The following is a 21,063-nucleotide window of genomic DNA, read 5'->3' as shown; positions in this document are numbered from 1 at the left end:
TCGTCCCCCGCGTCGGATGGTTCCTCAGCACCCGCAGGCGTCGCTGCCAGCCCGAAACGCTCCGCCAGCCGGCCGCCGTAGCGTGCGAGATCGGTGCGAAGACGGAACAGCGCGAGATCCTTGGCCTTCGCCTCCAGCATCACGTCGAAGTCGAGCCCCTCGGCCTTTTCCAGAAACATCAGGAACTCGAACGGATTGACGTAGTCGGCATGGCCGGTCGTCACCGGCGGGACCAGCTTCACGCCCTTCTTCTTCGTCGCCTTGTCCACGACGACCTGCTCGCGCAGTTCCGTGCGCGGGGAGGAATAGTGGATCTTCGGGATCTCGCCCGCCGGCCAGGTCGCCAGCATCTTCGCCAGCGTCTCCCGCAGGTCGAGACCGTCCGGGTTGAGGCACCAGAAATGCTGGTGGTCGAAGACGAGACGCACGCCCGTCCGCTCGTGGATCCAGAGCGTGTCGGAGGCGGAGAAGCGTAGATCGTCGTGCTCGAGGACGAGGCGTCGCCGCACGGGCTCGGGCAGGGTCTCCCAGGTGCGGACCCAGCGCTCGCGGCTCGTCGGCACGTCGCCATAGGTGCCGCCGACATGGATCACCAGCACCGCTTCCGGTCCGAGGCCCATGAGGTCCAGCATCTCCGCCTGGCTGTCGAGGTCCCAGACGCTCTTGCGAACGAGTTCGGGGTCGGGGCTGTTGAGCACCACGAACTGCGAGGGGTGGAAGGACAGGCGGATGCCGAGCGCCTTGGCCTTGGCGCCGGTCGCGGCGAGCTCGGCCTGGGTCTCGCGCACCATGCCGTGAAACTGCGGCATGTTGGGATGGGTCGCATAGGGCGCGATGTCCGAGGACATGCGGTAGAGGCCGACCCCGTTTTTGGCGCAGTAGTCGAGAATCCCGTCGATGTATTCCAGCGAGACTTTGAGGTGCGGGTTGTTGGCCGCCCGGCGGGCGTCGTTGCTCTTGAGGTCCGGCTTTCCCATGACCTTGACCGGGAAGCCCAGTCGCGAAATCCGCTTGCTCGTCGTCATGCCTGCCCGTCCCTCGTGTCGGGAGAGGACGCCGATAGAGGCGGTCCGGTTCCCTGGTTCGACCAGGGTGGCTGGTGCAACGCGGCCACAGGTCGCGGGCGCTCAGTCGTGCGCCTCATTTCATGACTTGTGGAGTCATGTATTCCCTGGGATGCAGAACGGGACCTCACAGCCATCGGATCCCGCCCGTGCGTCTACGCTCCCGCCTGCTCTTGTCCACCGCCGCGATCGTCTTCGGCCTCGGCACTTCGGTGAAAGCGCAAACCGTTGATGTCGAACTCGACACGGTCGTCGTCGAGGGAGCGGACGGCGCATCGGATGGTATCTCGGGCTCCCAGCGTGCGGGCACCGCGCCTGTTCAGGGCTATGTCGCCCGGGCGACCACGACGGGCTCCAAGACCTCGACCCCGCTGGCCGAACTGCCGCAATCCGTTTCGGTGATCGGGCGGGAGGAGTTCGAGGACCGCGGCGCGCGGAAGGTGGACGAGGCGCTGCGCTATACGGCGGGCGTCTTCACCCAGCCCTTCGGCAGCGATTCCGACACGGACTGGTTCTATATCCGCGGCTTCGACGCGACGCAGACCGGCGTCTATCTCGACGGGCTGAACCTCTACCAATACGGCTTTGCCGGCTTCTCGCTCGACCCCTTCTTCCTGGAGCGGATCGAGGTTCTGCGCGGCCCGGCTTCCGTCCTCTACGGCGGATCCAATCCCGGCGGCATCGTCAACCAGATCTCCAAGCGCGCCACCGGCGAGCGGCTGCGCTACGTGGAGGGGTCGCTCACCGACGATCCCAACGGATCCTTCTCCTTCGACATGGGCGACAAGCTCGGCGCCGAGGACGGGCCGTGGAGCATCCGCGTGCTCGGCACCGTCAAGGGCGGCGAGACGCAGACCGACTATGCCGACAACTTCCGCGGCATGATCGCGCCCATGGTGGCCTACGAGCCGGACGCCAAGACGCGGCTCGATCTCTACGGTTTCTTCCAATACGACAACCTTCGTCACACGAACGGGTTCTTCCCCTATGAGGGGACGGTGGTCGACGCACCGTTCGGGCGCATCCCGCGCGATCTGTTCTACGGCGAGCCCGACGTCGACAAGTTCTTGGGCCGTCAGACGCTCCTCGGCTACGAGTACGAGACGGAGGCGCGGGACGGCGTGACGCTGCGCTCCAAGACGCGCTACGCCCGCACGGAGCGTGAGGAATACGGGCCTTACACCTACGGCTTCTTCGATCCGGCCACCGGGACGGGCTTCCTCTCCGCGCCGGTCGATGCCAACTCGATCCTCGGCCGCCTGAACTTCGCTCACGACACGGAGGCGGACCAGCTGACGACCGACAATTCGGCGACGGTCGCGTTCGCCACCGGCGCGGTGGACCACACGCTGCTCGCCGGCATCGACTACAAGCACTACCGGATCGACCAGGTTCAGGCATCGGGCTCGGCCTCGCCGCTCGACCCGATCCGCCCGCGCTACGGAACGCCCCTTCCGCCGCTCTTCTCGCCCTATATCGACGAGACGATCACGCTCGACCAGCTCGGCTTCTACGCGCAGGAGCAGGCCAAGGTCGGCGGCTTCGTCGCGACGCTGAACGGGCGCTACGACCGGGTCTGGATCGACCGCGACGACCGCTTGGCCGCCAACGCCGACTACGACGGCAACGACGGCGCTTTGTCGGGGCGGGCGGGCCTCGCCTACGAGTTCGACAACGGGCTCACGCCCTATGTTTCGGCCGCCTCCTTCTTCAATCCGCAGGTCGGCACGGCGATCGACGGGCGGCCCGTGGAGAACGAGACGGGCGAGCAGTTCGAGGCGGGCGTGAAGTACAGCCCGACCTTCTTCGACGGGAGCTTCACCGCCTCGGTCTTCGACCTGACGCGCCGCAACGTCGTGCAGACCGATCCCCTGACCTTCCTGCCCGTGCCGGTCGGCGAGATCCGCTCGCGGGGGCTCGAGCTCGAGGCCAAGGCGAACCTGACCGAGAACTGGAAGCTGACCGGCGCCTTCACCGCGCTCGACCTCGAGATCACCGACGACATCGACGCCGCGCTGATCGGCAAACAGCCCTTCCTGATCCCGGACGTGACGGCCTCCGCCTGGGCGGACTACACGGTGACGAGCGGCTCGCTGGAAGGGCTCTCGGCCGGGCTCGGCCTGCGCTATGTCGGGGAGTCCTATGCCGACAACCAGAACACGCTGACCGTGCCCGACGCCACGCTGGTGGATGCCGCGATCCGCTACGAGCGGGACGACCGGGGCCTGTCGCTCAACGTCAACAACCTCTTCGACAAGCGCTATGTCAGCGGATGCCGGGGCGCGCTGACCTGCGCCTACGGGCAGGGCCGCGAGTTCGTCCTCAAGGCGCACATGAACTGGTAGGGCGCAGGGTCCAGCGTCCCAGATCGAAGGCCCGGAGGCTGGGCGGCATCCGGGCCTTCGTCGTTTCGGGACGGAGCTCAGTCGCCGGGATGGAGCTCCGCGCGGGTTCCGGGATCGATGACAGGCGCCCCAGACCGGCGCCGGTTCTCGCGCCACCAGATATAGAGGCCGCTCGCGACGAGTACCGCCGTGCCGGCGATCGTCGCGGGATGCAGCGGATCGCCGAACAGGAGGACGCTGACCGCCGCCGCGGTCAGCACCTGGGTGTAGAGGAAGGGCGAAAGCAGCGAGGCGGAGGCGTAGGAGAAGGCGCGGACGAGCAGGAAATGGCCGAGCGTGCCGAAGAGCCCGAGGGCGAGGAGCAGGAGCCCCGTCGGAAGGTCGGGCGTCCGCCAGACGGGAATGACGACGATCGACATGATCAGGGCGCCCGCGGCCGTCGTGTTGAACTGCGTCGAGGCCGAGTCCTCGCGCCCCGCGAGCCGGCGCGTCAGGAGGAGGTAGACCGCGTTGAGGACGGAGGCGGCGAGGGCGAGAAACAGGGCGGGGTGGAAGCTCCCGATGCCGGGCCGGAGGATCAGGAGCATGCCGCAGAAGCCGGCGACGACCGCCGCGATGCGGTGGAGGCCGATCCGCTCGCGCAGGAACACGACCGACAGGACGGTCACCATGATCGGGCTGAAGAACAGCACCGCCGTCGCGTCGGCAAGCGGCACACGCGACAGCGCCTCGTACATCAGGAAGGTGCAGGCGAGCAGGAGCACGCCGCGCGTCAGCTGCAGCCCGGGGCGGGGCGTGCGCAGGAAGCGCGTGCCGGTCGTCGCGCCGAGCCAGGCGGTGATCACGACGGTTTGGACGACGTAGCGCCCCCAGATCACCTGGAGAACCGGCAGGAGCGTCGACAGGTGCTTGCCGAAGGAGTCCATGCCGGCGAAGAGTGCGCCCGCCACGATGGTGAAAAGAATGCCGGCAAGGAGCGGATTGGCGGGTGTCACGGGGGCGAAGCTCCCCCGCCGATGCATCGGGCCGCCGGGGCAGCGGCGCGAGGGGAGCGGCGGGGTCTCGCTTCGCGCCGGTCCATTTAACGTGACATGGTCGGTCGCGAAAGCATTTCCAGGATCATCCCGGTTGCAAGCCGCTCTTGCGCTCAGTCTCCGCCCGTCGCCCGACGGATCACGGCGAGGAACAGGTCGCCATAGGCTTCCAGCTTGGCCTCGCCGACGCCGGGCACTGCGAGGAAGCTTTCCTCGTCGTGCGGGCAGCGCTCGGCCATGGCGCGCAAGGTCGCGTCGGAGAAGACGACATAGGCCGGCACCGATTTTTCGCGCGCGATGCGGGCACGCTCGCCGCGCAGAGCCTGGAAGATCGCCGCCGTCTCCTCGTCGAGCCCCTCCGTCGCGTGGCCGGTGCGCCCGAGGCGCGTCGCCTTGCGGCGGCGGTCGCGGCGCAGCACCACGCGGCGCTCGCCCCGGAAGACCGGCCGTGCCTCCTCGGTCAGCACCAGAGCGCCATAGGCGGCATGATCGACGGTGAGGAGACCTTGCGCCACGAGCTGGCGGGCGATCGACTGCCAGACGCGGGCGTCGACCCCCGCGCCCTTGCCGAAGACCGGCATGGCGGCGTGTCCGGCCGTCCGCACCTTGTCCGTCTCCTTGCCGGTGAGGACGTCGATCACGTGGCCGAGCCCGTAGCGCTCGCCCGTGCGGTAGACGGCGGCCATGAGCTTGATCGCGTCCTCGCTGCCGTCGAAGGTCTCGACCGGCACGAGGCAGGTGTCGCAATTCCCGCACCCTCCCGGATGGCTCTCGCCGAAATGGGAGAGGATGGCCTGGCGTCGGCAGCCCGCCGTCTCGCAGATGCCCAGAAGGGCATCCAGCTTGGCGCGCTCGACGCGCTTGATCGCCTCCTCGGCACCGCCCTCGTCGATCATCCGGCGGCGCTGTACGACGTCCTGCATGCCGTAGGCCATCCAGGCCTCCGACGGCTGGCCGTCGCGGCCCGCGCGCCCCGTTTCCTGGTAGTAGGCTTCGACGGAGGAGGGCAGGTCGAGATGGGCGACGAAGCGCACGTCCGGCTTGTCGATGCCCATGCCGAAGGCGACGGTGGCGACGAGGCAGACCCCGTCCTCCTTCAGGAAGGCGTCCTGGTGAGCGTCCTTCAGGCGCGCATCCATGCCGGCATGGTAGGGCAGGGCGCGGATGCCCTGCCCGTTCAGCCACTCGGCCGTCTCCTCCACCTTGCGGCGCGACAGGCAGTAGACGATGCCGCTGGAGCCGCGATGGTCCTCCAGGAAGGCGAGGAGCTGGCGCCGGGCCTCGTCGCGCTCGACGATGGCGTAGCGGATGTTGGGCCGGTCGAAGGAGGTGGAAAAGATCGGCGCGTGCTCGAGGCGCAGCCGCTCCACGATGTCGCGGCGCGTCGCCGGGTCGGCCGTGGCGGTGAGCGCGATGCGGGGCACGTCCGGATAGTCGTCGGCGAGGGCCTCCAGCGCCCGGTATTCGGGGCGGAAGTCGTGGCCCCAGGCGCTGACGCAATGCGCCTCGTCGATGGCGAAGAGGGCGATGGCGATGCGCGAGAGCGCCTGGCGGAAGCCGGGCGTGACGATGCGCTCCGGGGTCACGTAGAGGAGGTCGAGCCGCCCGGCCATCAGCTCGCGCCGCACCTGCGCCCGCTCCTCCTCCGTGAGCGAGGAGTTCAGCGCAGCCGCCCGCACGCCCGCCTCGGTGAGCGCCTGGACCTGGTCGCGCATCAGCGCGATCAGCGGCGAGACGACGATGGCGGTGCCGGGGCGGCAGAGAGCCGGAATCTGGTAGCAGAGCGACTTGCCGGCGCCGGTCGGAAACAGCACCACCGCGTCGCCGCCCGAAACGACATGCTCGATCACCTCCGCCTGGCGGCCGCGGAAGTCGGCATGGCCGAAGACGCGGGCCAGCGCCTCGCGCGGGGAAGGCAGGCCGTCGTCGAACAGGGCGCGCGTCGCGCGCGTTTGGGAGGAGGTCATGCCGGCTGTGTGCGCTTCAGAGCGTCCGCAGTCCAGCGGCGAAGCGCCGGGCGTTGGCGACATAGCGCTCGGCCGATTGCCGCAGGCCCTCGATCGCCGCCTCGTCGAGCGGGCGCACCACTTTGGCCGGGGCGCCGACGATCAGCGAGCCGTCCGGAAATTCCTTGCCCTCGGTGACCAGCGCGCCCGCGCCGACGAGACAGTTGGCGCCGATGCGCGCGCCGTTCAGCACCGTCGCGCCCATGCCGATCAACGTGTTGTCTCCCACCGTGCAGCCGTGGACGATGGCGTGATGCCCGATCGTGCAGCCCTCGCCGATGGCGAGCGGAAAGCCGGGATCGGCGTGGAGCATCGCCCCTTCCTGGATATTGGTCCGCGCGCCGACCGCGATCGGCGCCACGTCGCCCCGGATCACCGCGCCGAACCAGACGCCGACATCGGCGCCGAGCCGCACCTCGCCGACCACATGGGCGCCGGGGGCGACGAACACCGTCTCCCGACTGTCGAGAAGCGGGGCCTTGTCGTCGAGGGCGTGGAGGGGCATGGCGATCCGGCTGGCTGTCGGGAACTGGCCCCAAGATAGGCGCGTGGACGCGCCCGCGCGAGCCCCGCATCGATGGAATCGCGAGGCGATCGGCCCGCTTGCGACGAAGGCCGTGCGGAAGGCTGCCGGGCATCCGCCCCGGGCGTCAACCGCCCCACGGAAAATTGACGTTAACGTAAGTCGCGGGAGTTTCGTCCCGGCGCGACCTGCGCTAGCTTCGGGAAAACGGGAGGAATGACGCATGCAGAGGCCCTGGCTCGCCCATTATCCGAAAGGCGTTCCGCACGAGATCGGACCCTTGCCCTACGAGAGCCTGGCCGGGCTTCTCACGGCCGCCTTCGCCAGGCATTCGGGCAAGCCCGCCTTCCGCTTCATGGGCGCGACCATGACCTATGCCGAGCTCGATGCGGCCTCGGCGCGCTTTGCGACCTATCTCCAAGGCCTCGGCCTCCACCCGGGCGACCGGGTCGCGCTGATGATGCCCAACGTCTTCCAGTACCCGGTGGCACTGGCCGGCGTGGTGCGGGCGGGCATGGTGGTGGTGAACACGAACCCGCTCTACACGCCGCGCGAGCTGGCGCACCAGCTCAAGGATTCGGGCGCCCGCGCCATCGTGATCCTGGAGAACATGGCGCGCACGCTGGAGGAGTGCCGCGCCGAGGTACCGGTCGAGCACGTGGTGGTGACCGGCGTCGGCGACATGCTGCCGGGCCTCAAGGGGCATCTCGTCAATTTCGTGCTGCGCCGCGTGAAGAAAGCGGTGCCCGCCTACGACCTGCCGGGCGCGGTGCGCTGGAAGACGGCGTTGAAGACCAGGGCGGCCCTCCGGCCGGCGGCGCGTAAACCCGAGGACCCGGCGGTGCTGCAATATACGGGCGGCACGACGGGCGTCTCCAAGGGCGCGGTTCTCACCAACCGCAACATCGTCGCCAACGTCATCCAGGCCGAGCTCTGGCACCAGCCGGTGCTCGACCTCCTGCCGCCGGGCGAGCAGCCGGTCACCGTCTGCGCCCTGCCGCTCTACCACATCTTCGGCTTCACCGTGAACATGATGCTGTCGCAGCATACCGGCGGCTGCAACATCCTGATCCCCAATCCGCGAGACATCCCGGCTCTTCTCAAGGAGCTGAAGGCCAACCGCTTCCACCTCTTCCCCGCCGTCAACACGCTGTTCGGCGCGATCGCGCGCCACGAGGGCGCCCGGCAGGTCGACTGGTCGCACATGAAGCTGTCGGTCGGCGGCGGCATGGCGGTGCAGAAGGCGACGGCCGATCTGTGGAAGAGCGTGACGGGCTGCTCGATCTGCGAAGGCTACGGCCTGTCGGAGACCGCGCCGATCGCGACCGCCAACCCCGTCCTCTCCAAGGACTATTCCGGCACGATCGGCCTGCCGCTGCCGAGCACGGATGTCGCGATCCTCGACGACGACGGCCGGCCCGTCGCGACGGGCGAGCGCGGCGAGGTGGCGATCCGCGGACCCCAGGTCATGCAGGGCTACTGGCAGCGCCCGGACGAGACGGCGCGCGTCTTCACGGCGGACGGTTACTTCCGCTCGGGCGACATCGGCGTGATGGACGAGCGCGGCTGGGTCAAGATCGTCGACCGCAAGAAGGACATGATCAACGTCTCGGGCTTCAACGTCTATCCCAACGAGGTGGAGGACGTGGCGACCCGGATGCCGGGCGTGGCCGAGGCCGCGGCCGTGGGCGTGCCGGACGCGACGTCGGGCGAGGCGGTGAAGCTCTTCGTGGTGCGCAGCGACGAGACGGTGGACGAGGCGGCGGTCAAGGCGTGGTGCCGCGAGAACCTGACCGGCTACAAGCGCCCGCGCGATGTCGAGTTCCGCGACGAGCTGCCCAAGACCAATGTCGGAAAGGTCCTGCGCCGCATGCTGCGCGACGAATGAGGCACAAGCGGCGGGCGGCGCCCCGCCGCTTGCATCGGCCGGCGTTCCCGCTAGTCTTCTTACCGAGGACATGCCCGGCTCGCGGCCCCGCTTGCGAGAGCGGTGTCGTCTTTCTGTCAAAAACCCTCTCGAGAGGGGTTTTCATCGCCCGAGCTTTCGCCTATATCCACCTCACCGCAGGCGGCCAAGCCGCTTCGGCAATGGCGCGGGGTGGAGCAGCCCGGTAGCTCGTCAGGCTCATAACCTGAAGGTCGCAAGTTCAAATCTTGCCCCCGCAACCATTGACCCCACTAACTTGCGATTGGTCCTAATATCAAGGATCGCCGCAAGTTGGCCGTGAAGCTCAAGATCCCGGCCCTGACTGTCTTCCTTCGGATAGACGACGATTTTGTCTGTCAGGTCGCGCACCAGCTTCACCGACTCCCGCTTCGCTTCTTCATCGGCCGTCGCCAGCGTCTGTCGTAGATCGCGAATCATCAGGCGATACCGCTCGGCAATCGTCGGATGGAACTCGACGATCTCGGCCCGATCGTTCTTGGCCTCGGCCAGCAAGCGTTTCTTCTCCCCTTCGATCTCGACCATCCGCGCGCCCATCGCGTCGTTCCCATAGCCCTTTACAATCATGTCCAGCAGACGCTGCAGCTCGGCGTCTATCTCGGCCACGCGCTTGGCGACCTTGCGCTGCCCGTCGAGGCGGAAGCGACGCAGACGCTTGCGTTCGTCCATGTAGGCCTTCACCGCCTCCGCCACGACGTCCTCGTGCAGGAGATGCGTCTCCAGCGCGCCGAGCACGCGATCCTCTAGGACGCGCGAGCTGATCGACCGGCGACTGGTGCAGGTGGATTTGTCCCTTGCGACCGCGCAGGAGAAGCGGTGGACGCCCCGCGCGCTGCCCGTCACGATGAAGTTGCCGCCACAGGCGCCACACTTGATCAAGCCGGACAGAAGATGCTTCGGCTTGCGGCGGCCGCGCGTCGGCACTGTGCGGCCAGACAGTCGTTCCTGAACGGCCTGCCAGGTCGCGTCGTCGATGATGCGCAGGTGCGGCATCTCGGCGACCTGGCGGGCAGCCTCGACGTTGACGCGCGACACGCGCTTGCCCGTGTCAGGATCCCGAACGAACCGCTGGCGGTTCCAGATCAGCCGGCCAATGTAGAGTTCGTTCCGCAGGAGGCCGTTGCCGCGAGCGAGCGATCCCATGATCGTCGACTGGTTCCACGGTCCCCCGCGGGGGCCTGGGATGCCTTCCTTGTTCAAGATGGCCGAGATCTCGCGCGCGTTGCGCCCATCGACCGCCATGGCGAAGACGCGGCGCACAACCTCGGCCTCTTCCTCGGCGATCTCACGCTGACCGGTGCCGGCGAGGCGATAGCCGTAGCATCTGCCTCCGGCGAAGTTGCCGTCGCGCACGCGGCCGCTGAGGCCGCGGTGCGTCTTGAGGGCGAGGTTGCGCAGGAACAGCGCGCTCATCGTGCCCTTGAGGCCGATATGCATCTCGCTGATGCGCCCATCCGCCACCGTCCAGATCTCGACGCCCGCGAACGACATGCGCTCGTAGAATGCGGCGATGTCGCTTTGATTGCGTGACAGGCGGTCCAGATCCTCGGCGAGGATCACCGTGATCTCGCCGCGCTTGGCGTCATTCACCAGGCGCTCGAAAGCGTAGCGGCCGTGAACGCTCGAACCCGACACAGCATAGTCAGGATAGACGTCGTGGACCTGCCAGCCAGTCTGCCGGGCCGCGTAGTCGCGGCACAGCATGGTTTGATCCTCGATCGAGCGCTCGTTCTGCAGCTCGGACGAAAAGCGTGCGTAGATCCCGACTTTCATCACCGTCCCTGCCGTTCCGCTTCTTCGCGGGCATGATCCACCCGTGCCATCATGCGTGCAAGTGCCCGCGCGATCTCGATGACGGCCGGGTCGGGCGTCGCGGGGCCGGATCCCGCCGGCTTCGTGCGAACGTTGCTCATCCTCCGAACCCCCGGCGAAGCTGATCGGTGGGCGGACAGAGCATCAGGTAGCCGTGACGGCCGACGAGCTGCCAGCCGTCGCCGGCCTTCGTCAGCTCGATCGCCACGCCATAGCGCGAGACCTTGCGCTGGATGCCCCATACAAAGCCCCTGGCGCCCTCGGACAGCGTCAGGACTTCTTCACGTGTGATGGCCTCCTGATGAACGAGACGGTCGAAGACGCGGGCCTCGAATTCGGTGAGGTCCCAGTGTGCGGCGGGCCTAAACGGGCCGGTCATCTGCGCATCCTGGTCTTAGGCGTCTCGGACTTGAGGGCTGCGCGCAGAGCCTCAACCTCGATCTGCAAAACCCCCCGTTCGTAAGAGTCTTTCCGGAAGCGAGTCGGGAGTTCCGCCAGCATGTAGTGGGCACGTTGGCAGACTGCGCGAAGGCGCTCGACCTCCGCTTTCAACTCCGCCTCGGCGCTATGTGCTGGGGCTGGGTGCGTATAGAGGGGCGTCAAAATGCTGCCGTCGTGCTGGCGGTGTAGTCGATGCGCACGATCTTCCACGTCCGTGGAGATGATCGCGTGCCCGGTTTCGGCCTCTGTAACGATCCAGTAGGCCGGCTGCTGGGAAGTGTCGGCGATGACCTGCGTCATGGCCTCCCGTATCCCCGCGTCCGAAACGGAGGCGAACACGATGTGCTTCGCCGCGAAGTCGCGACGCTCACACTTGTCCAAGTCAAAGGCGACGAGAAGCCATTGCGGCTCGGGGTGCCATTCCGTCGATGCGAAACGGAAAGCTCCAGGGATCACCCGGCGCTCCGCAGTCTCGCCGCGCCAGTTCGTGTAGGTGAACGTCAGAGGCTGGCTCATGCGGTTTCTCCTGCGGGCGGCGGGAATGCGGCAGTCAGCCGGGCGAAGCTCGGCATCTCGTCGGCGCCGGGGAAGAAGTCGGCGTTGCCGGTGCCACCCTCGATCTCGCGATGGAGGAGAAGCTTCGGCGGTCTGCCGTTTTCGTTAGGCACCTCGTCATAATACACGACAGGCGAGGGGCCGCGCAGGCCCTGCCGATAGGCCAAGATGGCGCGGCGGCTCATTGCGGCGTGCCTTTCGCGTTGGCGAGGAGATGCAGCTGCGTGTGACGGCGCTTCGCGTTCTCGCAGATCATGGCGAGAACCTCGGGCTTCGCGAGGCCGGCGGCTTCCAATGTTTGGGCAACGCCGACCAGGACGCTTTCCATCAGGACGCACACGTCCGTCACGTCACCGCCCGTAGTGAGCGGTGCACGAACGATGCGGGCGGACAGTTCGGGCGCGAGCTGGTTGTGTAGCTCGGCCTGGGTGAGAGGCTTGGCGCTCATTGTCAGACCCTCATCGGCATGACGACGATCTCGCGGCGCGGATCCGCCTCGTCGGTGACCAGCGGCGGCGAGCCGGGATCGGCCATCGCCAGCCGGACCTGCGGCCCCTTCATGGTTGTCAGCATCTCGCGCAGGTATTTGCCGTTGAAGCCGATCTCCATGTCGAAGTCGCATTCGGCCGGGACGAACTCTTCAGCCTCGCCGGCCTCCGACCGGATCGACAGGCGGATCTCTCCTGTGCCGAACGCCACCTTCAGGCCGTGGCCCTTGTCCTTCGAGAAGACCATGAGCCTATCGACGGCGGTAGTTAGGTCGGAGACGCTGGCGAGTGCGACCTGGTTGTTGCCGCGCGGGATGACGCGCAGGTAGTCGGGATAGGTGCCGCCGACGAGCTTGGAGTGCAGCACCATCAAGTCCGACGAGAAGCGGATGAAGCCTTCGCCCGTCTCGACCTGGACAGGATCGCTTTCATCCTTGCCGAGAAGGTGCGGCCAGATCCTCACCGTGCGGTTGGGGATGATCACCCCTTCCATGCTCTCGGCGCCGTCCGGCATCGGCATGTCGAAGCGCGACAGGCGGTGACCGTCAGTCGCGACCGCCACCAGGTTCCGGTCCGTCGCGTGCAGATAGATCCCCATAAGGTAAGCGCGGACCTCGTCGGTGCCGACTGCGAAGCCGCACTTCTCCGCCATGGCCGTGAGGTCGGAGCCGGGAATCTGAAACGTCGTGTCCGTGTCGCCGCGCCGGATGTCGGGGAAATCGACCTCCGGCAGGACTGGCAGCGAAGCGCGCGAGCGGCCGACCTTAGCCGTCAGCCGACGGCCGTCGCTCTCGACGGTCAGTACGCCGTCCGGCCAGCGGGCGAGTGCCGCGGCGAACTCCGCCGATGGCACGGCCAGGCCGCCGGGCGTGCCGATCGCTGCGCCCTCGACGCGGACCAGTGCGTCCAGTTCGAGATCCGTCCCGCGCAGGGTCACGGATCCGGCCTCGGCCTTGATCAGGATGTGGCCGAGGATTTCCATCGTGTTCCGCTTCTGCACGACGCGGGACACGCGCTCGACGGCGGCCGCAAGACATCCGCGGTCGATTGAAAAGGCGAGGGCGGTGTCCGTCATGTCGCCCTCCCTGCAGGTTCGGCACGGCGGTCAGCGACGCGGCGCGGGACGTGAAGCGGCCAGGGTGCCTTGTCGGGGTGCATGTCCTTCAGGAGCCGTAGCGCCGCGTCGCGCTTGCTCTCGGCGATCAGCTCGGCCAAGTGGTCGATGTCATGACGCGAGGCCATCAGCGCGCTCCCGTCATGTTCAAGCCGCGATCGAGCGCGGTGCCGATCACGGCTTCCATCAGCTCGACGCGGCCGATTGCCTTCTCGCCCTTGCGGCGGGCGTCGAGGATCTGCGCGCTCACGTCTCGCTCGAACTTGTCGAAGTTGAATAGCTCGAGGAGATCGATTGCGGCCTGCGGGTTCTTGAGGGCGTGCGGCCGCGATGCGAGGGCTTCGAGGATCGGTCGGAACAGGGCGTAGGCGTAGAACTCGACCTTGTCCCCGACGCCCTCCGTCTTGCGCAGGATGGTCAGGGCGAGGGTCGTCGTCTCGGTGCCGCGCCGCTCGATCAAAGTGCGCAGGTAGGTGATGCAGAAGACATCGCCCGGCCGCTTGTTGACGCTCGACGTGTTGTAGGTCACCGCCTTGCAGTCCGCCTTCTCGCAGACCTCGAGCAGCTTCAGCGCCCAAGCCTCCTCCGCCGCCAGCGCGGCGCGGAAGATCTGCACGGGCGTGACACGCGTTGCCAAGCCGTTGATCGCCGCGAAGGCTGAGGCCTGCTGCTTCAACGTCATGTGCGTAACGAGGCACGGCACCTTCTCCAGACCGCAGGCGAGCGCGGCGTGGGTGCGGTGCTGGCCGTCGATGATGGCGAACAGGCCGCCCTCGATCGGGGCCACATGGACGGCCGAGAACTTCGACCAGTCGAAGCTCTCGGCAATACGCTGGATCGCACGGACGTTGTCCGGGCGCAGATCGCGCTGGTAGCGAGGATCGGCGCGCAGGTGTGCGATGTCGATCCACTGGAGCATCGGCGCAGCGCCGAGCGCGGGCGCCGGCACGGCCTTCACGAGGTCGGCGGTGATGGTGCGCAGCTCGGCCATCAGCGTGCTTCCACCAGCATGACGGGCGCTGCGGCAGGCGAGGGATCGGCGGCGCCGAGGGCGAAGGCACCGAGGCCGCCCATGAAGATCATGAGCGCCAGGAATTCGACCGTGCCGCGCAGGAGGCGCGATAGGGGGCGGTAGTGCCGGGCGATGCGGCGCAGCTCGGCCAACTCGTCGGAGAGGGTCGCGCGCTTCACTGGACGAGCTCCTCGCCAGCGGGCTTCGACAGGCCCGCGATCTCGCGGCCGAGGTCCGTCAGGCGGACGCGGTCACGGCCATTGCCGTGGGTGACCTTGGCGAGGTTCGCCAGGACCAGCTTCGTCACCGTGTCTTTGGCGACGTCCTGGGCACTGGGGGTTTCCCAGGTCTTGCGGCCGCGATGGTACTTGTTCTGGCCGATGCGGCGCGCGGCGGCGCGCATGGTTGGGGTGATGGTGGCGGTTGTGGGAGGAGGCGGGGAAAGCACGGCAGGCTCCTATCCGAAGGGATGGGAGCAAATATCGCATAATCTGCGATGCTAGCAAGTGTGTATCTTAAAAAATGCGATATTGATGCAGTGAGCCGGTTGGAATCTGAAAGCTGCCTACGGTGGTGACTGTGGAAAACCCAAGATGGGCGGCGTATGAGCTTTCACTCCTGCCGGCTGGGCTTGCCCACTGGTCAGCCTGATGTGCTCTTACCCTCTAGAGATCGGTGATAATCCGCTTTACGCGTCCAAACACATAGAGGTCTTGATCTCCAATTGGGATTGAATAGTGGTCTGGGCTCCATGAAAATGGAACAAGCATCGGCGACGGTTCACGCTTGAACTTCTTAAATGTCGCAGCGCCGTCATTAAGCGAGAACACATAATACCCGCCATCAACCAAGTGATCATCTGCGCGGTTGACAATGATAATCGATCCATCAGGGGCGATCCGATTCATCGAATCTCCCTCGACAGTGAGCGCAAACCAATCGCCCTTAGGCAGATGCGAAACTTTGACGTGGCGCTCAATGTCTGCAACCTTGACGCCGTCTTGTTGCCTAAAGCTGCTTGCGCTGATCCTCGCGAGCAAAGGCACCTCCACTGTATCGCGCTCGTCTTCCGCGATTTGTCCAGAATCAGGTTCAGCATAAAGGCTCGTAACAGGCACCTCTAGTGCCACGGCGAGACTCTTCTCATGCTTGGGCATGATGCGTGTTCTGGCGTTCTCTATGCGACTTACGGTCTGCCAGCCAACTCCAATCCGTTCACCAAGGTCGGATTGCGTCCACCCACGGGACTCTCGAAGCTGCTTAACGCGATTGCTCATGCCGCCACCGCTACCAGCCATCGCAGAAAATGCGTATCGCATAAAATCCGATGTCGCGCTTGACGGTATCGCATAATTTGCGATATTCGGGCTCACTGAAGGAGCCCCAGCATGACGACATTAAAAGAGTGGCGGGAGCGGCAGGGCTGGAGCACCCAGCGCGTCGCCGAGGAGCTGGGCCTCGATCCTCGTGCCGGAGCTGGGACCATATGGCGTTGGGAGACAGGCCGAAGCCGTCCCGACGCTGATGTCGTTGAGAAGATCGAAGGGCTGACTGGCGGAGCCGTGAACGCCGTTGGCATGCATAAATCTCGCTTGGAATTCCTTCGTTCTCGGCCGGGCTTGGCAGAACGTCCGTGCAGCAATGACGCTGCCGCAGCATCGTGTCCCGCGAAATCGTCCGTCACCTTTTCCCAGGCGGCAGCGCGATGACCGACCTGCCCCCTGACCTGAAGGCGCTGAAGTCCACGACCCACGCGCTGATCGACGCCGTGGGCGGCACCACGGCCGCGCAGATCCTTTGCGGCCACCGCTCGCCGTCCACCGTCAGCGCGGCCGCGTCGATCTCCTTCCCCGACCGCTTCCTCGCGGTCGATGATCTCATGGTGCTGGAGAAGCGCGCGCAGCAACCGATCGTCTCGGCCTGGCTGGTGGCGCGGCACAAGGCCGATCGCGCACCCGTGCGGCGCAACCTGTCGATCGAGGACGTCGCGCGGCTCGCCAAGGAAGGCTCGGAGAGCAAGCTGGCGATCGTCCACGCGCATGCTCGGCGCTCGGCTGACGGATCTTTCTCGGCCGCCGATCGGGCGGTGATCTCGCGAGAGCTGCGAGACCTGAGCGCGCTCGTCGCCGAGCTTCTCGAAGTCGTGGAGGAAGGATCGTGAGCCCCGCGCTTCGCGTCCTGACCGCCGATGGCATGCGCGATCCGAAGGGTGATGCGAACGAGTTCATGCGCTCGATCGTCGAGGCCGTAAACCACGCCTGGGCGAAGAAGGGCGTCTCGGGCGTCGACATCGTCTCAGCCGAGTGGGACGGCGCTCGCGGCTACATCTTCCTGGAAACCATCCCCGGCGCGCAGTCTCTCACTGTGGGGCGCGTCAGCGAGCATTTGAAGGCGGAGCGCGCCAAGGTAGCCGAACGGTGGGCGAACGGAGCGAGGGCGCTCCTGTGACGATCCGTTTAAACGCTTGCCTCGAGTGCGGAACGGACCTGGTGCCGGGCGCGCGGGAACGTGAGTTCTGCGCCTCGCCCTGCCGCATGGCCTGGAACAACCGCCGCCGGGATCGCGGCGCCGAGCTGTACGACCTCTACATGGCGCATCGCTTCGAGCGTGACCCTGCAAAGGCGCGCGGCGTCTTCCAGGCGATCAACCGGCTTGCCTCGGACTTCCGCCGTGAGGACCGCGAACGTCGCGCAGGGCGGCGGTCCTGGCGCCGCATGGACGTGGTGTTGGAAGAGCGCCCGCACCTGAAAGCAGCCAGGTACATGACGGGGAAGGGCCAATAATGGTCATGTGCATGACTTCGGGGTCGAATGCCGATCGGTTCGAGCTGGCGGATCAAGACGGCATCGGCTGCCTCGCCTGGCTGTTGACTGCGCCCGTCATCGGCGGTGCAGGATGCGTCGGCGAGGCGATCGTGTCGGCCGGGTTTGGCAATCCGCTCCAGCGGCCGTTGCGCGCCATGGGGATCATCGTGCGTCCTGCGCCGGCCTCGCGCTTCGTGGCGATCGCCGCCGCTCATTCCGACCTTGCCCGGATCTTCGATGAAAGCGATTGGTTCGCGGGGTGGGCGGGAGCCTTGATGCATCTGCCCGGCGCGTGCCGTGGCGAGCGCATGAGCTTTGGCGCGGTATACTCGCCCGCCGTGCTCGTACCGCGCGACCTGATCGTGGGTGCACTGTCTTGAGCGGGCGCCAGGCGCTTGACCTGTTCGTGGAAGAGGCGCGGGGCGTTTCGATCGCCGAGGCCATGCCCATGCTGCCGCTCAGCGGCCTGCGGTTTGCGTCGACCACGGGCGAGCATGTCGGCCCGTGCCCATTCTGCGGCGGGCGCGACCGGCTTCAGGTACGACCTGACAAGGGATGGCTGTGTCGTGGCGCTGCCGAAGGGCGAGACGCGATCGGCCTCGCCGCGCATGTGCTCGGCCTCGATCAGCGGCGGGACTTTCTCCAGGCCTGCGCGGCCGTGCTCGGCCGCGCCGTGCCGGACGGCCAGGAGGTCGACGAGGCCGAGGTTCGTCAGCACGCCGAGCGGATCGCGGCGCGGCAGCGCGAGACCGCCGCGAAGGCGGAGGCAGACGAGCGCGCAGCCCACGATTTCCGCCTGGCCGAACAGACCAAGGCGCGGGGCAAGTGGCTCCATGCGCAGCCTGAGGGTCTTCACCTTACCTATCTGGCGCGGCGGCTCGACTGCTACGCCCGCGAACTGCCCGTGACGCCGTTTCTGCGCACGGCGCCGATCGAGACCTATTGGCATGGTCAGGACGAACGCAAGCATCCGGTAGAGCTGCTGGTGGGTCCCGCGATGGTGGCTCCCTTCGTCGATCCCTCCGGAGCCGTCCTCGGCTGCCATCTGACGTGGATCGACCTCAAGCGGCGGCCGAAGTTCCGGCCGCTGATCCCCGACCCGGAGAAGCCGCGAGGCGACCCGCTGCCGTCGAAGAAGATGCGCGGCTCGAAGAAGGGCGGCCTGATCCCGCTCGTTGGCTTCCTGGAGTTGGACGGGCAGATACTCCCCGATCCGCACCGTCACCGCTTCGTCTCGGGCGAGGGGATCGAGAACACGCTGGCCATCGCCATGGCGGAGGGACCGCGCGCCGACACGATCTATGCGGCGGCCGGCGACCTCGGGAACCTCGCCGGTCCCGCCGACCTCTCCGGGCGCTTCGCGCACCCGGAGATAAAGAAGCCCGACAAGAACGGGGTGCTTCGTCCCGTGTGGGTGAAGGGGTGGATCCCGAAGGCAGATCAAAGCCCGAGCGACGCCATGCAGGTTCCGCCGGGCATCACGGAAATTCTCCTCGTCGCGGACGGGGACAGCGAGGTCTACGCCACCGCTTCGGACATGGCGCGCGCAAAGGCGCGGCTCGGGGCCGACGGCGTGAACGTGACGATCGCTTGGCCGCCTCGCGGCTTCGACTTCGCCGACATCCTCGCCTCTCACGCATACGGACACTGACATGGCCAAGAAAGACGATCCGAATCTCGCGCTGATCCGCGAGCTGGTCGCCGCTGCCCGCGCGCAGAACGGAGCCGGCCCGACCGCCGATCGCGACGAGATCGTCGAAGAGGGCGAGGATCTTCCCGTTGCCAGCGGCTTCGACATCCCCCGCGCCAAGCAGACGGAGGACCCGGAAGACTGGATCGTTCTTTGGTGCGCGGGTTGCGATCATTCGGACACGGACAACGGCCGCCGCCTGATCGCGCATTTCGGGGCAGACCTCGTCGTGCTTCGCCAGGAGGGCGGCACCAAGGCGGCCTATGGCGTGTGGACCGGGACGCATTGGGACATCGCCAACGGCTCACAGGCCGCGCTCGGCCTCGCGCAGCTCCTGGGCGAGCGCATCGGCCTGGAGGCGGAATGCCTGCGCCTGACGAACGGCGAGGCCATGGTGATCGACATGGCGAAGGACGCCCTGGCGAAAGACGAGGGCGATCGCACGGAGGCTGACAAGGCGCGGATCGAGCGCGCCGCCGAGATCATGGAACGCTTCAAGGGCCGGGCCGCCAGCCGCATGAAGTGGGCCGTCAGCTCGAAGAACGCGAATAAGCTGGACGCCATGTTGAAGTGCGCGGCCCCGCACCTGGTGCGCGGCCCCGACGCCTTCAACGCGGACCATCACAAGGTCGCCGTGCGCGGGCATACGCTGACCTTCACGAGTGGCACGGAGCGAGTGCCAAACCCGGACGCCGAGCGCGACGACGCGCCCGCCGACGCGCCGGACACGATCCCGCACAAGTTCGCCCGGTACAGCGCGAAGCTCGGCCATGACCGGGCGGACTACATCACCGCCGTCGTTCCGACCGCCTACGACGCGAGCGCGCGGTGCCCGAAGCTTACGGCCTTCCTCGACGAGTTCTTGCCCGACAAGAAGGTGCAGCGCCTGATCCAGGTCGGGTTCGGGCTCGGCCTTCTTGGCATCACCGTGCAGAAGCTGTTCTTCCACTACGGCTCCGGCGCCAACGGCAAGTCCATTATCATGGAGGTCATCTGCCGCGTTCTCGGCGGCGCCGCGGTGACCCTGCCGGCCGAGAGCTTCTTCGGCGAGAGCGGCCAGAGTGGCAGCGCCTCGCCGGATCTTGCCCGCCTGCACAACGCGCGGCTCCTGCGCGTCCAGGAGCTGCCCGAAGGCGAGATGCTGCGCGTCGACCTCGTGAAGAAGTTGACCGGCGGCGAGAAGATCGCCGTGCGCCCGCTCTTCCAGGGCTATTTCGAGTTCCACCCGATCTTCACCGCGCATATGTCCGGCAACGGCTATCCGAAGATCACGGACATGAGCAACGGCATCTGGCGCCGCATGACGGTGGTGCACTGGCCGGTGACGATTGCCGAGGACCGGCAGCGCAATTTCGAGGACGTGGTGGCCGAGTTCGAGCCGGAGCACTCCGGTATCCTGAACTGGCTGATCGAGGGTGCGCTGACCTACCTGCGGGAAGGCCTCGTCATTCCCGACGAGGTCGTAGCGCAGACGAAGAAGTACCGCGCCGCCATGGACCCGACGGCCGCGTTCCGCGAGCGTTGCGTGGCGCCCGATCCCGGCGGTTCCGTGCCGGCAACGGAGATGTACGAAGCCTACGTCGCCTTCGCCGAGGATAGCGCGATCCTGCCGATCAAACAGACGTTGTTCGGCCGCATCATGGTCAAGCATCACGAGCGCGAGGACGGGCGCACCCGGCGGTATCTCGGGGTGAAGCTCGTCGACGTGCCGGAGCGCCGTCGCAAGAGCCGTGGCGCCCATACGGAGACGCCCGACGAGTATCCCGAGAACTACGGCGGCCCCGCCGTGACGGAAGAGGAGGAATAACGCCAGCCATGGCCGGTTCGCCCCTCTCACGCCGCGCCCGGCTGGACGCGATTTCGGAGCCCTCTGTGGAGCATCACGCCTTGCCGCGCCCGCCGTAACGCCTCGCCGTCGTCGATCCCTGCCGTTATGCCTCGCCCGAACCCTCCTCGTGGGGGATCGGGAAGGGTGCGCCTAGCGGTTGCGACGGTTTGCGAGGGTTTGCGACGGTCGAAGATGGGTGTTCGAACCATCGCCATGCCTTGTGCACCAGGGCTTTGCGAGGGTTCGCGAGGGTTCCTCGCGTATACGCGCGAAAGTCCATCTCCATCGTGATCCGGCCTCTTACGCCATCACCCCGGGAAAACCCTCGCAACCATCGAAACCAAGGCTCAACCCACGGAAAACACTCGGCTATCCCGCCTTATCAAACCCTCGACAAACTCT

General features: G+C 66.9%; 25 protein-coding genes, 1 tRNA gene and 1 pseudogene. 11 read left to right on the top strand and 16 right to left on the bottom strand.

The genetic code is table 11. From position 1 onward, the window contains the following. A partial coding sequence (gene uvsE / locus O5O54_RS19135) for a UV DNA damage repair endonuclease UvsE (RefSeq protein WP_279483450.1) occupies positions 1-1,025 on the bottom strand: 1,025 nt, incomplete at its 3' end. Positions 1,026-1,213: 188 nt separating this feature from the next. Here uvsE and O5O54_RS19130 point away from each other — a divergent pair. Further along, entirely contained in the window at positions 1,214-3,409 is a 2,196-nt protein-coding gene (locus O5O54_RS19130) for a TonB-dependent siderophore receptor (protein WP_279483449.1), read from the top strand. Positions 3,410-3,486: 77 nt separating this feature from the next. On the opposite strand, the gene O5O54_RS19125 is transcribed toward O5O54_RS19130, so the two are convergent. The 3 genes from O5O54_RS19125 to O5O54_RS19115 all read right to left on the bottom strand — a co-directional run bounded on the left by O5O54_RS19125 (position 3,487) and on the right by O5O54_RS19115 (position 6,954). Further along, complete coding sequence (locus tag O5O54_RS19125; protein ID WP_279483448.1) at positions 3,487-4,404, bottom strand: DMT family transporter; 918 nt, start codon at positions 4,402-4,404, stop codon at positions 3,487-3,489. 152 nt (positions 4,405-4,556) lie between these two features. Then, the gene (recQ, locus tag O5O54_RS19120; protein ID WP_279483447.1) at positions 4,557-6,410 is read right to left on the bottom strand and encodes a DNA helicase RecQ; all 1,854 of its coding nucleotides are present in this window, start codon (positions 6,408-6,410) and stop codon (positions 4,557-4,559) included. 16 nt (positions 6,411-6,426) lie between these two features. Further along, on the bottom strand, positions 6,427-6,954 hold the full coding sequence (locus tag O5O54_RS19115) for a gamma carbonic anhydrase family protein (RefSeq protein WP_279483446.1): 528 nt from the start codon (positions 6,952-6,954) through the stop codon (positions 6,427-6,429). Between the two features lie 241 nt (positions 6,955-7,195). Here O5O54_RS19115 and O5O54_RS19110 point away from each other — a divergent pair, with 241 nt between their 5' ends. The 3 genes from O5O54_RS19110 (at position 7,196) to O5O54_RS19100 (ending at position 9,664) form a co-directional block, all read left to right on the top strand. Then, a complete protein-coding gene (locus O5O54_RS19110; RefSeq protein WP_279483445.1) occupies positions 7,196-8,860 on the top strand; it encodes an AMP-binding protein in 1,665 nt (554 codons plus the stop codon). Positions 8,861-9,064: 204 nt separating this feature from the next. Further along, positions 9,065-9,141: transfer RNA gene (locus O5O54_RS19105), tRNA-Met, on the top strand. Positions 9,142-9,364: 223 nt separating this feature from the next. After that, positions 9,365-9,664, top strand: a complete 300-nt coding sequence (locus O5O54_RS19100) for a hypothetical protein (RefSeq protein ID WP_279483444.1) — start codon at positions 9,365-9,367, stop codon at positions 9,662-9,664. Positions 9,665-9,697: 33 nt separating this feature from the next. Here O5O54_RS19100 and O5O54_RS22485 read toward each other — a convergent pair. The 12 genes and pseudogenes from O5O54_RS22485 to O5O54_RS19040 all read right to left on the bottom strand — a co-directional run. Beyond that, a pseudogene (locus O5O54_RS22485) lies at positions 9,698-10,621 on the bottom strand (recombinase family protein); the annotation flags it as partial. Positions 10,622-10,689: 68 nt separating this feature from the next. Beyond that, complete coding sequence (locus O5O54_RS19090; protein ID WP_279483442.1) at positions 10,690-10,830, bottom strand: hypothetical protein; 141 nt, start codon at positions 10,828-10,830, stop codon at positions 10,690-10,692. Then, complete coding sequence (locus tag O5O54_RS19085; RefSeq protein WP_279483441.1) at positions 10,827-11,108, bottom strand: hypothetical protein; 282 nt, start codon at positions 11,106-11,108, stop codon at positions 10,827-10,829. Before O5O54_RS19085 ends, O5O54_RS19090 begins: the two co-directional genes overlap by 4 nt. Next, the gene (locus O5O54_RS19080; RefSeq protein WP_279483440.1) at positions 11,105-11,686 is read right to left on the bottom strand and encodes a hypothetical protein; all 582 of its coding nucleotides are present in this window, start codon (positions 11,684-11,686) and stop codon (positions 11,105-11,107) included. Before O5O54_RS19080 ends, O5O54_RS19085 begins: the two co-directional genes overlap by 4 nt. Continuing rightward, positions 11,683-11,910: a hypothetical protein gene (locus tag O5O54_RS19075; RefSeq protein ID WP_279483439.1), complete on the bottom strand. Its 228-nt coding sequence runs from the start codon at positions 11,908-11,910 to the stop codon at positions 11,683-11,685. Before O5O54_RS19075 ends, O5O54_RS19080 begins: the two co-directional genes overlap by 4 nt. Beyond that, entirely contained in the window at positions 11,907-12,173 is a 267-nt protein-coding gene (locus O5O54_RS19070) for a hypothetical protein (protein WP_279483438.1), read from the bottom strand. Before O5O54_RS19070 ends, O5O54_RS19075 begins: the two co-directional genes overlap by 4 nt. A gap of 2 nt (positions 12,174-12,175) precedes the next feature. Continuing rightward, positions 12,176-13,288, bottom strand: a complete 1,113-nt coding sequence (gene dnaN / locus O5O54_RS19065; protein WP_279483437.1) for a DNA polymerase III subunit beta — start codon at positions 13,286-13,288, stop codon at positions 12,176-12,178. Beyond that, entirely contained in the window at positions 13,285-13,455 is a 171-nt protein-coding gene (locus O5O54_RS19060) for a hypothetical protein (protein WP_279483436.1), read from the bottom strand. Before O5O54_RS19060 ends, dnaN begins: the two co-directional genes overlap by 4 nt. After that, positions 13,455-14,318 (bottom strand): DUF6551 family protein, encoded by an 864-nt coding sequence (locus tag O5O54_RS19055; RefSeq protein ID WP_279483435.1) that lies wholly within the window; start codon positions 14,316-14,318, stop codon positions 13,455-13,457. The genes O5O54_RS19060 and O5O54_RS19055 overlap by 1 nt, the downstream gene beginning before the upstream one ends. Then, positions 14,318-14,518 carry a hypothetical protein gene (locus O5O54_RS19050; protein WP_279483434.1) on the bottom strand — a complete coding sequence of 67 codons (201 nt, stop codon included), beginning with the start codon at positions 14,516-14,518 and terminating at the stop codon, positions 14,318-14,320. Before O5O54_RS19050 ends, O5O54_RS19055 begins: the two co-directional genes overlap by 1 nt. Continuing rightward, positions 14,515-14,787, bottom strand: a complete 273-nt coding sequence (locus O5O54_RS19045; RefSeq protein ID WP_279483433.1) for a hypothetical protein — start codon at positions 14,785-14,787, stop codon at positions 14,515-14,517. Before O5O54_RS19045 ends, O5O54_RS19050 begins: the two co-directional genes overlap by 4 nt. 217 nt (positions 14,788-15,004) lie before the next feature. Beyond that, positions 15,005-15,616, bottom strand: a complete 612-nt coding sequence (locus O5O54_RS19040) for a LexA family transcriptional regulator (RefSeq protein ID WP_279483432.1) — start codon at positions 15,614-15,616, stop codon at positions 15,005-15,007. A 111-nt stretch (positions 15,617-15,727) separates the two neighbouring features. On the opposite strand from O5O54_RS19040, the gene O5O54_RS19035 reads away from it, so the two are divergent. The 7 genes from O5O54_RS19035 (at position 15,728) to O5O54_RS19005 (ending at position 20,640) form a co-directional block, all read left to right on the top strand. Continuing rightward, entirely contained in the window at positions 15,728-16,048 is a 321-nt protein-coding gene (locus O5O54_RS19035) for a helix-turn-helix transcriptional regulator (protein ID WP_279483431.1), read from the top strand. Next, positions 16,045-16,500 carry a hypothetical protein gene (locus O5O54_RS19030; protein WP_279483430.1) on the top strand — a complete coding sequence of 152 codons (456 nt, stop codon included), beginning with the start codon at positions 16,045-16,047 and terminating at the stop codon, positions 16,498-16,500. The genes O5O54_RS19035 and O5O54_RS19030 overlap by 4 nt, the downstream gene beginning before the upstream one ends. Next, positions 16,497-16,787, top strand: a complete 291-nt coding sequence (locus O5O54_RS19025; protein ID WP_279483429.1) for a hypothetical protein — start codon at positions 16,497-16,499, stop codon at positions 16,785-16,787. Before O5O54_RS19030 ends, O5O54_RS19025 begins: the two co-directional genes overlap by 4 nt. 86 nt (positions 16,788-16,873) lie before the next feature. Next, complete coding sequence (locus O5O54_RS19020) at positions 16,874-17,122, top strand: transcriptional regulator (protein WP_279483428.1); 249 nt, start codon at positions 16,874-16,876, stop codon at positions 17,120-17,122. A gap of 11 nt (positions 17,123-17,133) precedes the next feature. Then, on the top strand, positions 17,134-17,523 hold the full coding sequence (locus O5O54_RS19015) for a hypothetical protein (protein WP_279483427.1): 390 nt from the start codon (positions 17,134-17,136) through the stop codon (positions 17,521-17,523). Then, positions 17,520-18,794, top strand: coding sequence for a hypothetical protein (locus O5O54_RS19010; RefSeq protein WP_279483425.1), 1,275 nt, complete (start codon positions 17,520-17,522; stop codon positions 18,792-18,794). Before O5O54_RS19015 ends, O5O54_RS19010 begins: the two co-directional genes overlap by 4 nt. Position 18,795: 1 nt before the next feature. After that, a complete protein-coding gene (locus tag O5O54_RS19005) occupies positions 18,796-20,640 on the top strand; it encodes a phage/plasmid primase, P4 family (RefSeq protein ID WP_279483424.1) in 1,845 nt (614 codons plus the stop codon). The last annotated feature ends 423 nt before the right edge of the window (positions 20,641-21,063 follow it).

Source organism: Aureimonas sp. SK2 (genome assembly GCF_029813115.1).
GTDB lineage: Bacteria > Pseudomonadota > Alphaproteobacteria > Rhizobiales > Rhizobiaceae > Aureimonas.
This window is presented reverse-complemented; position numbering and strand designations above follow the sequence as displayed.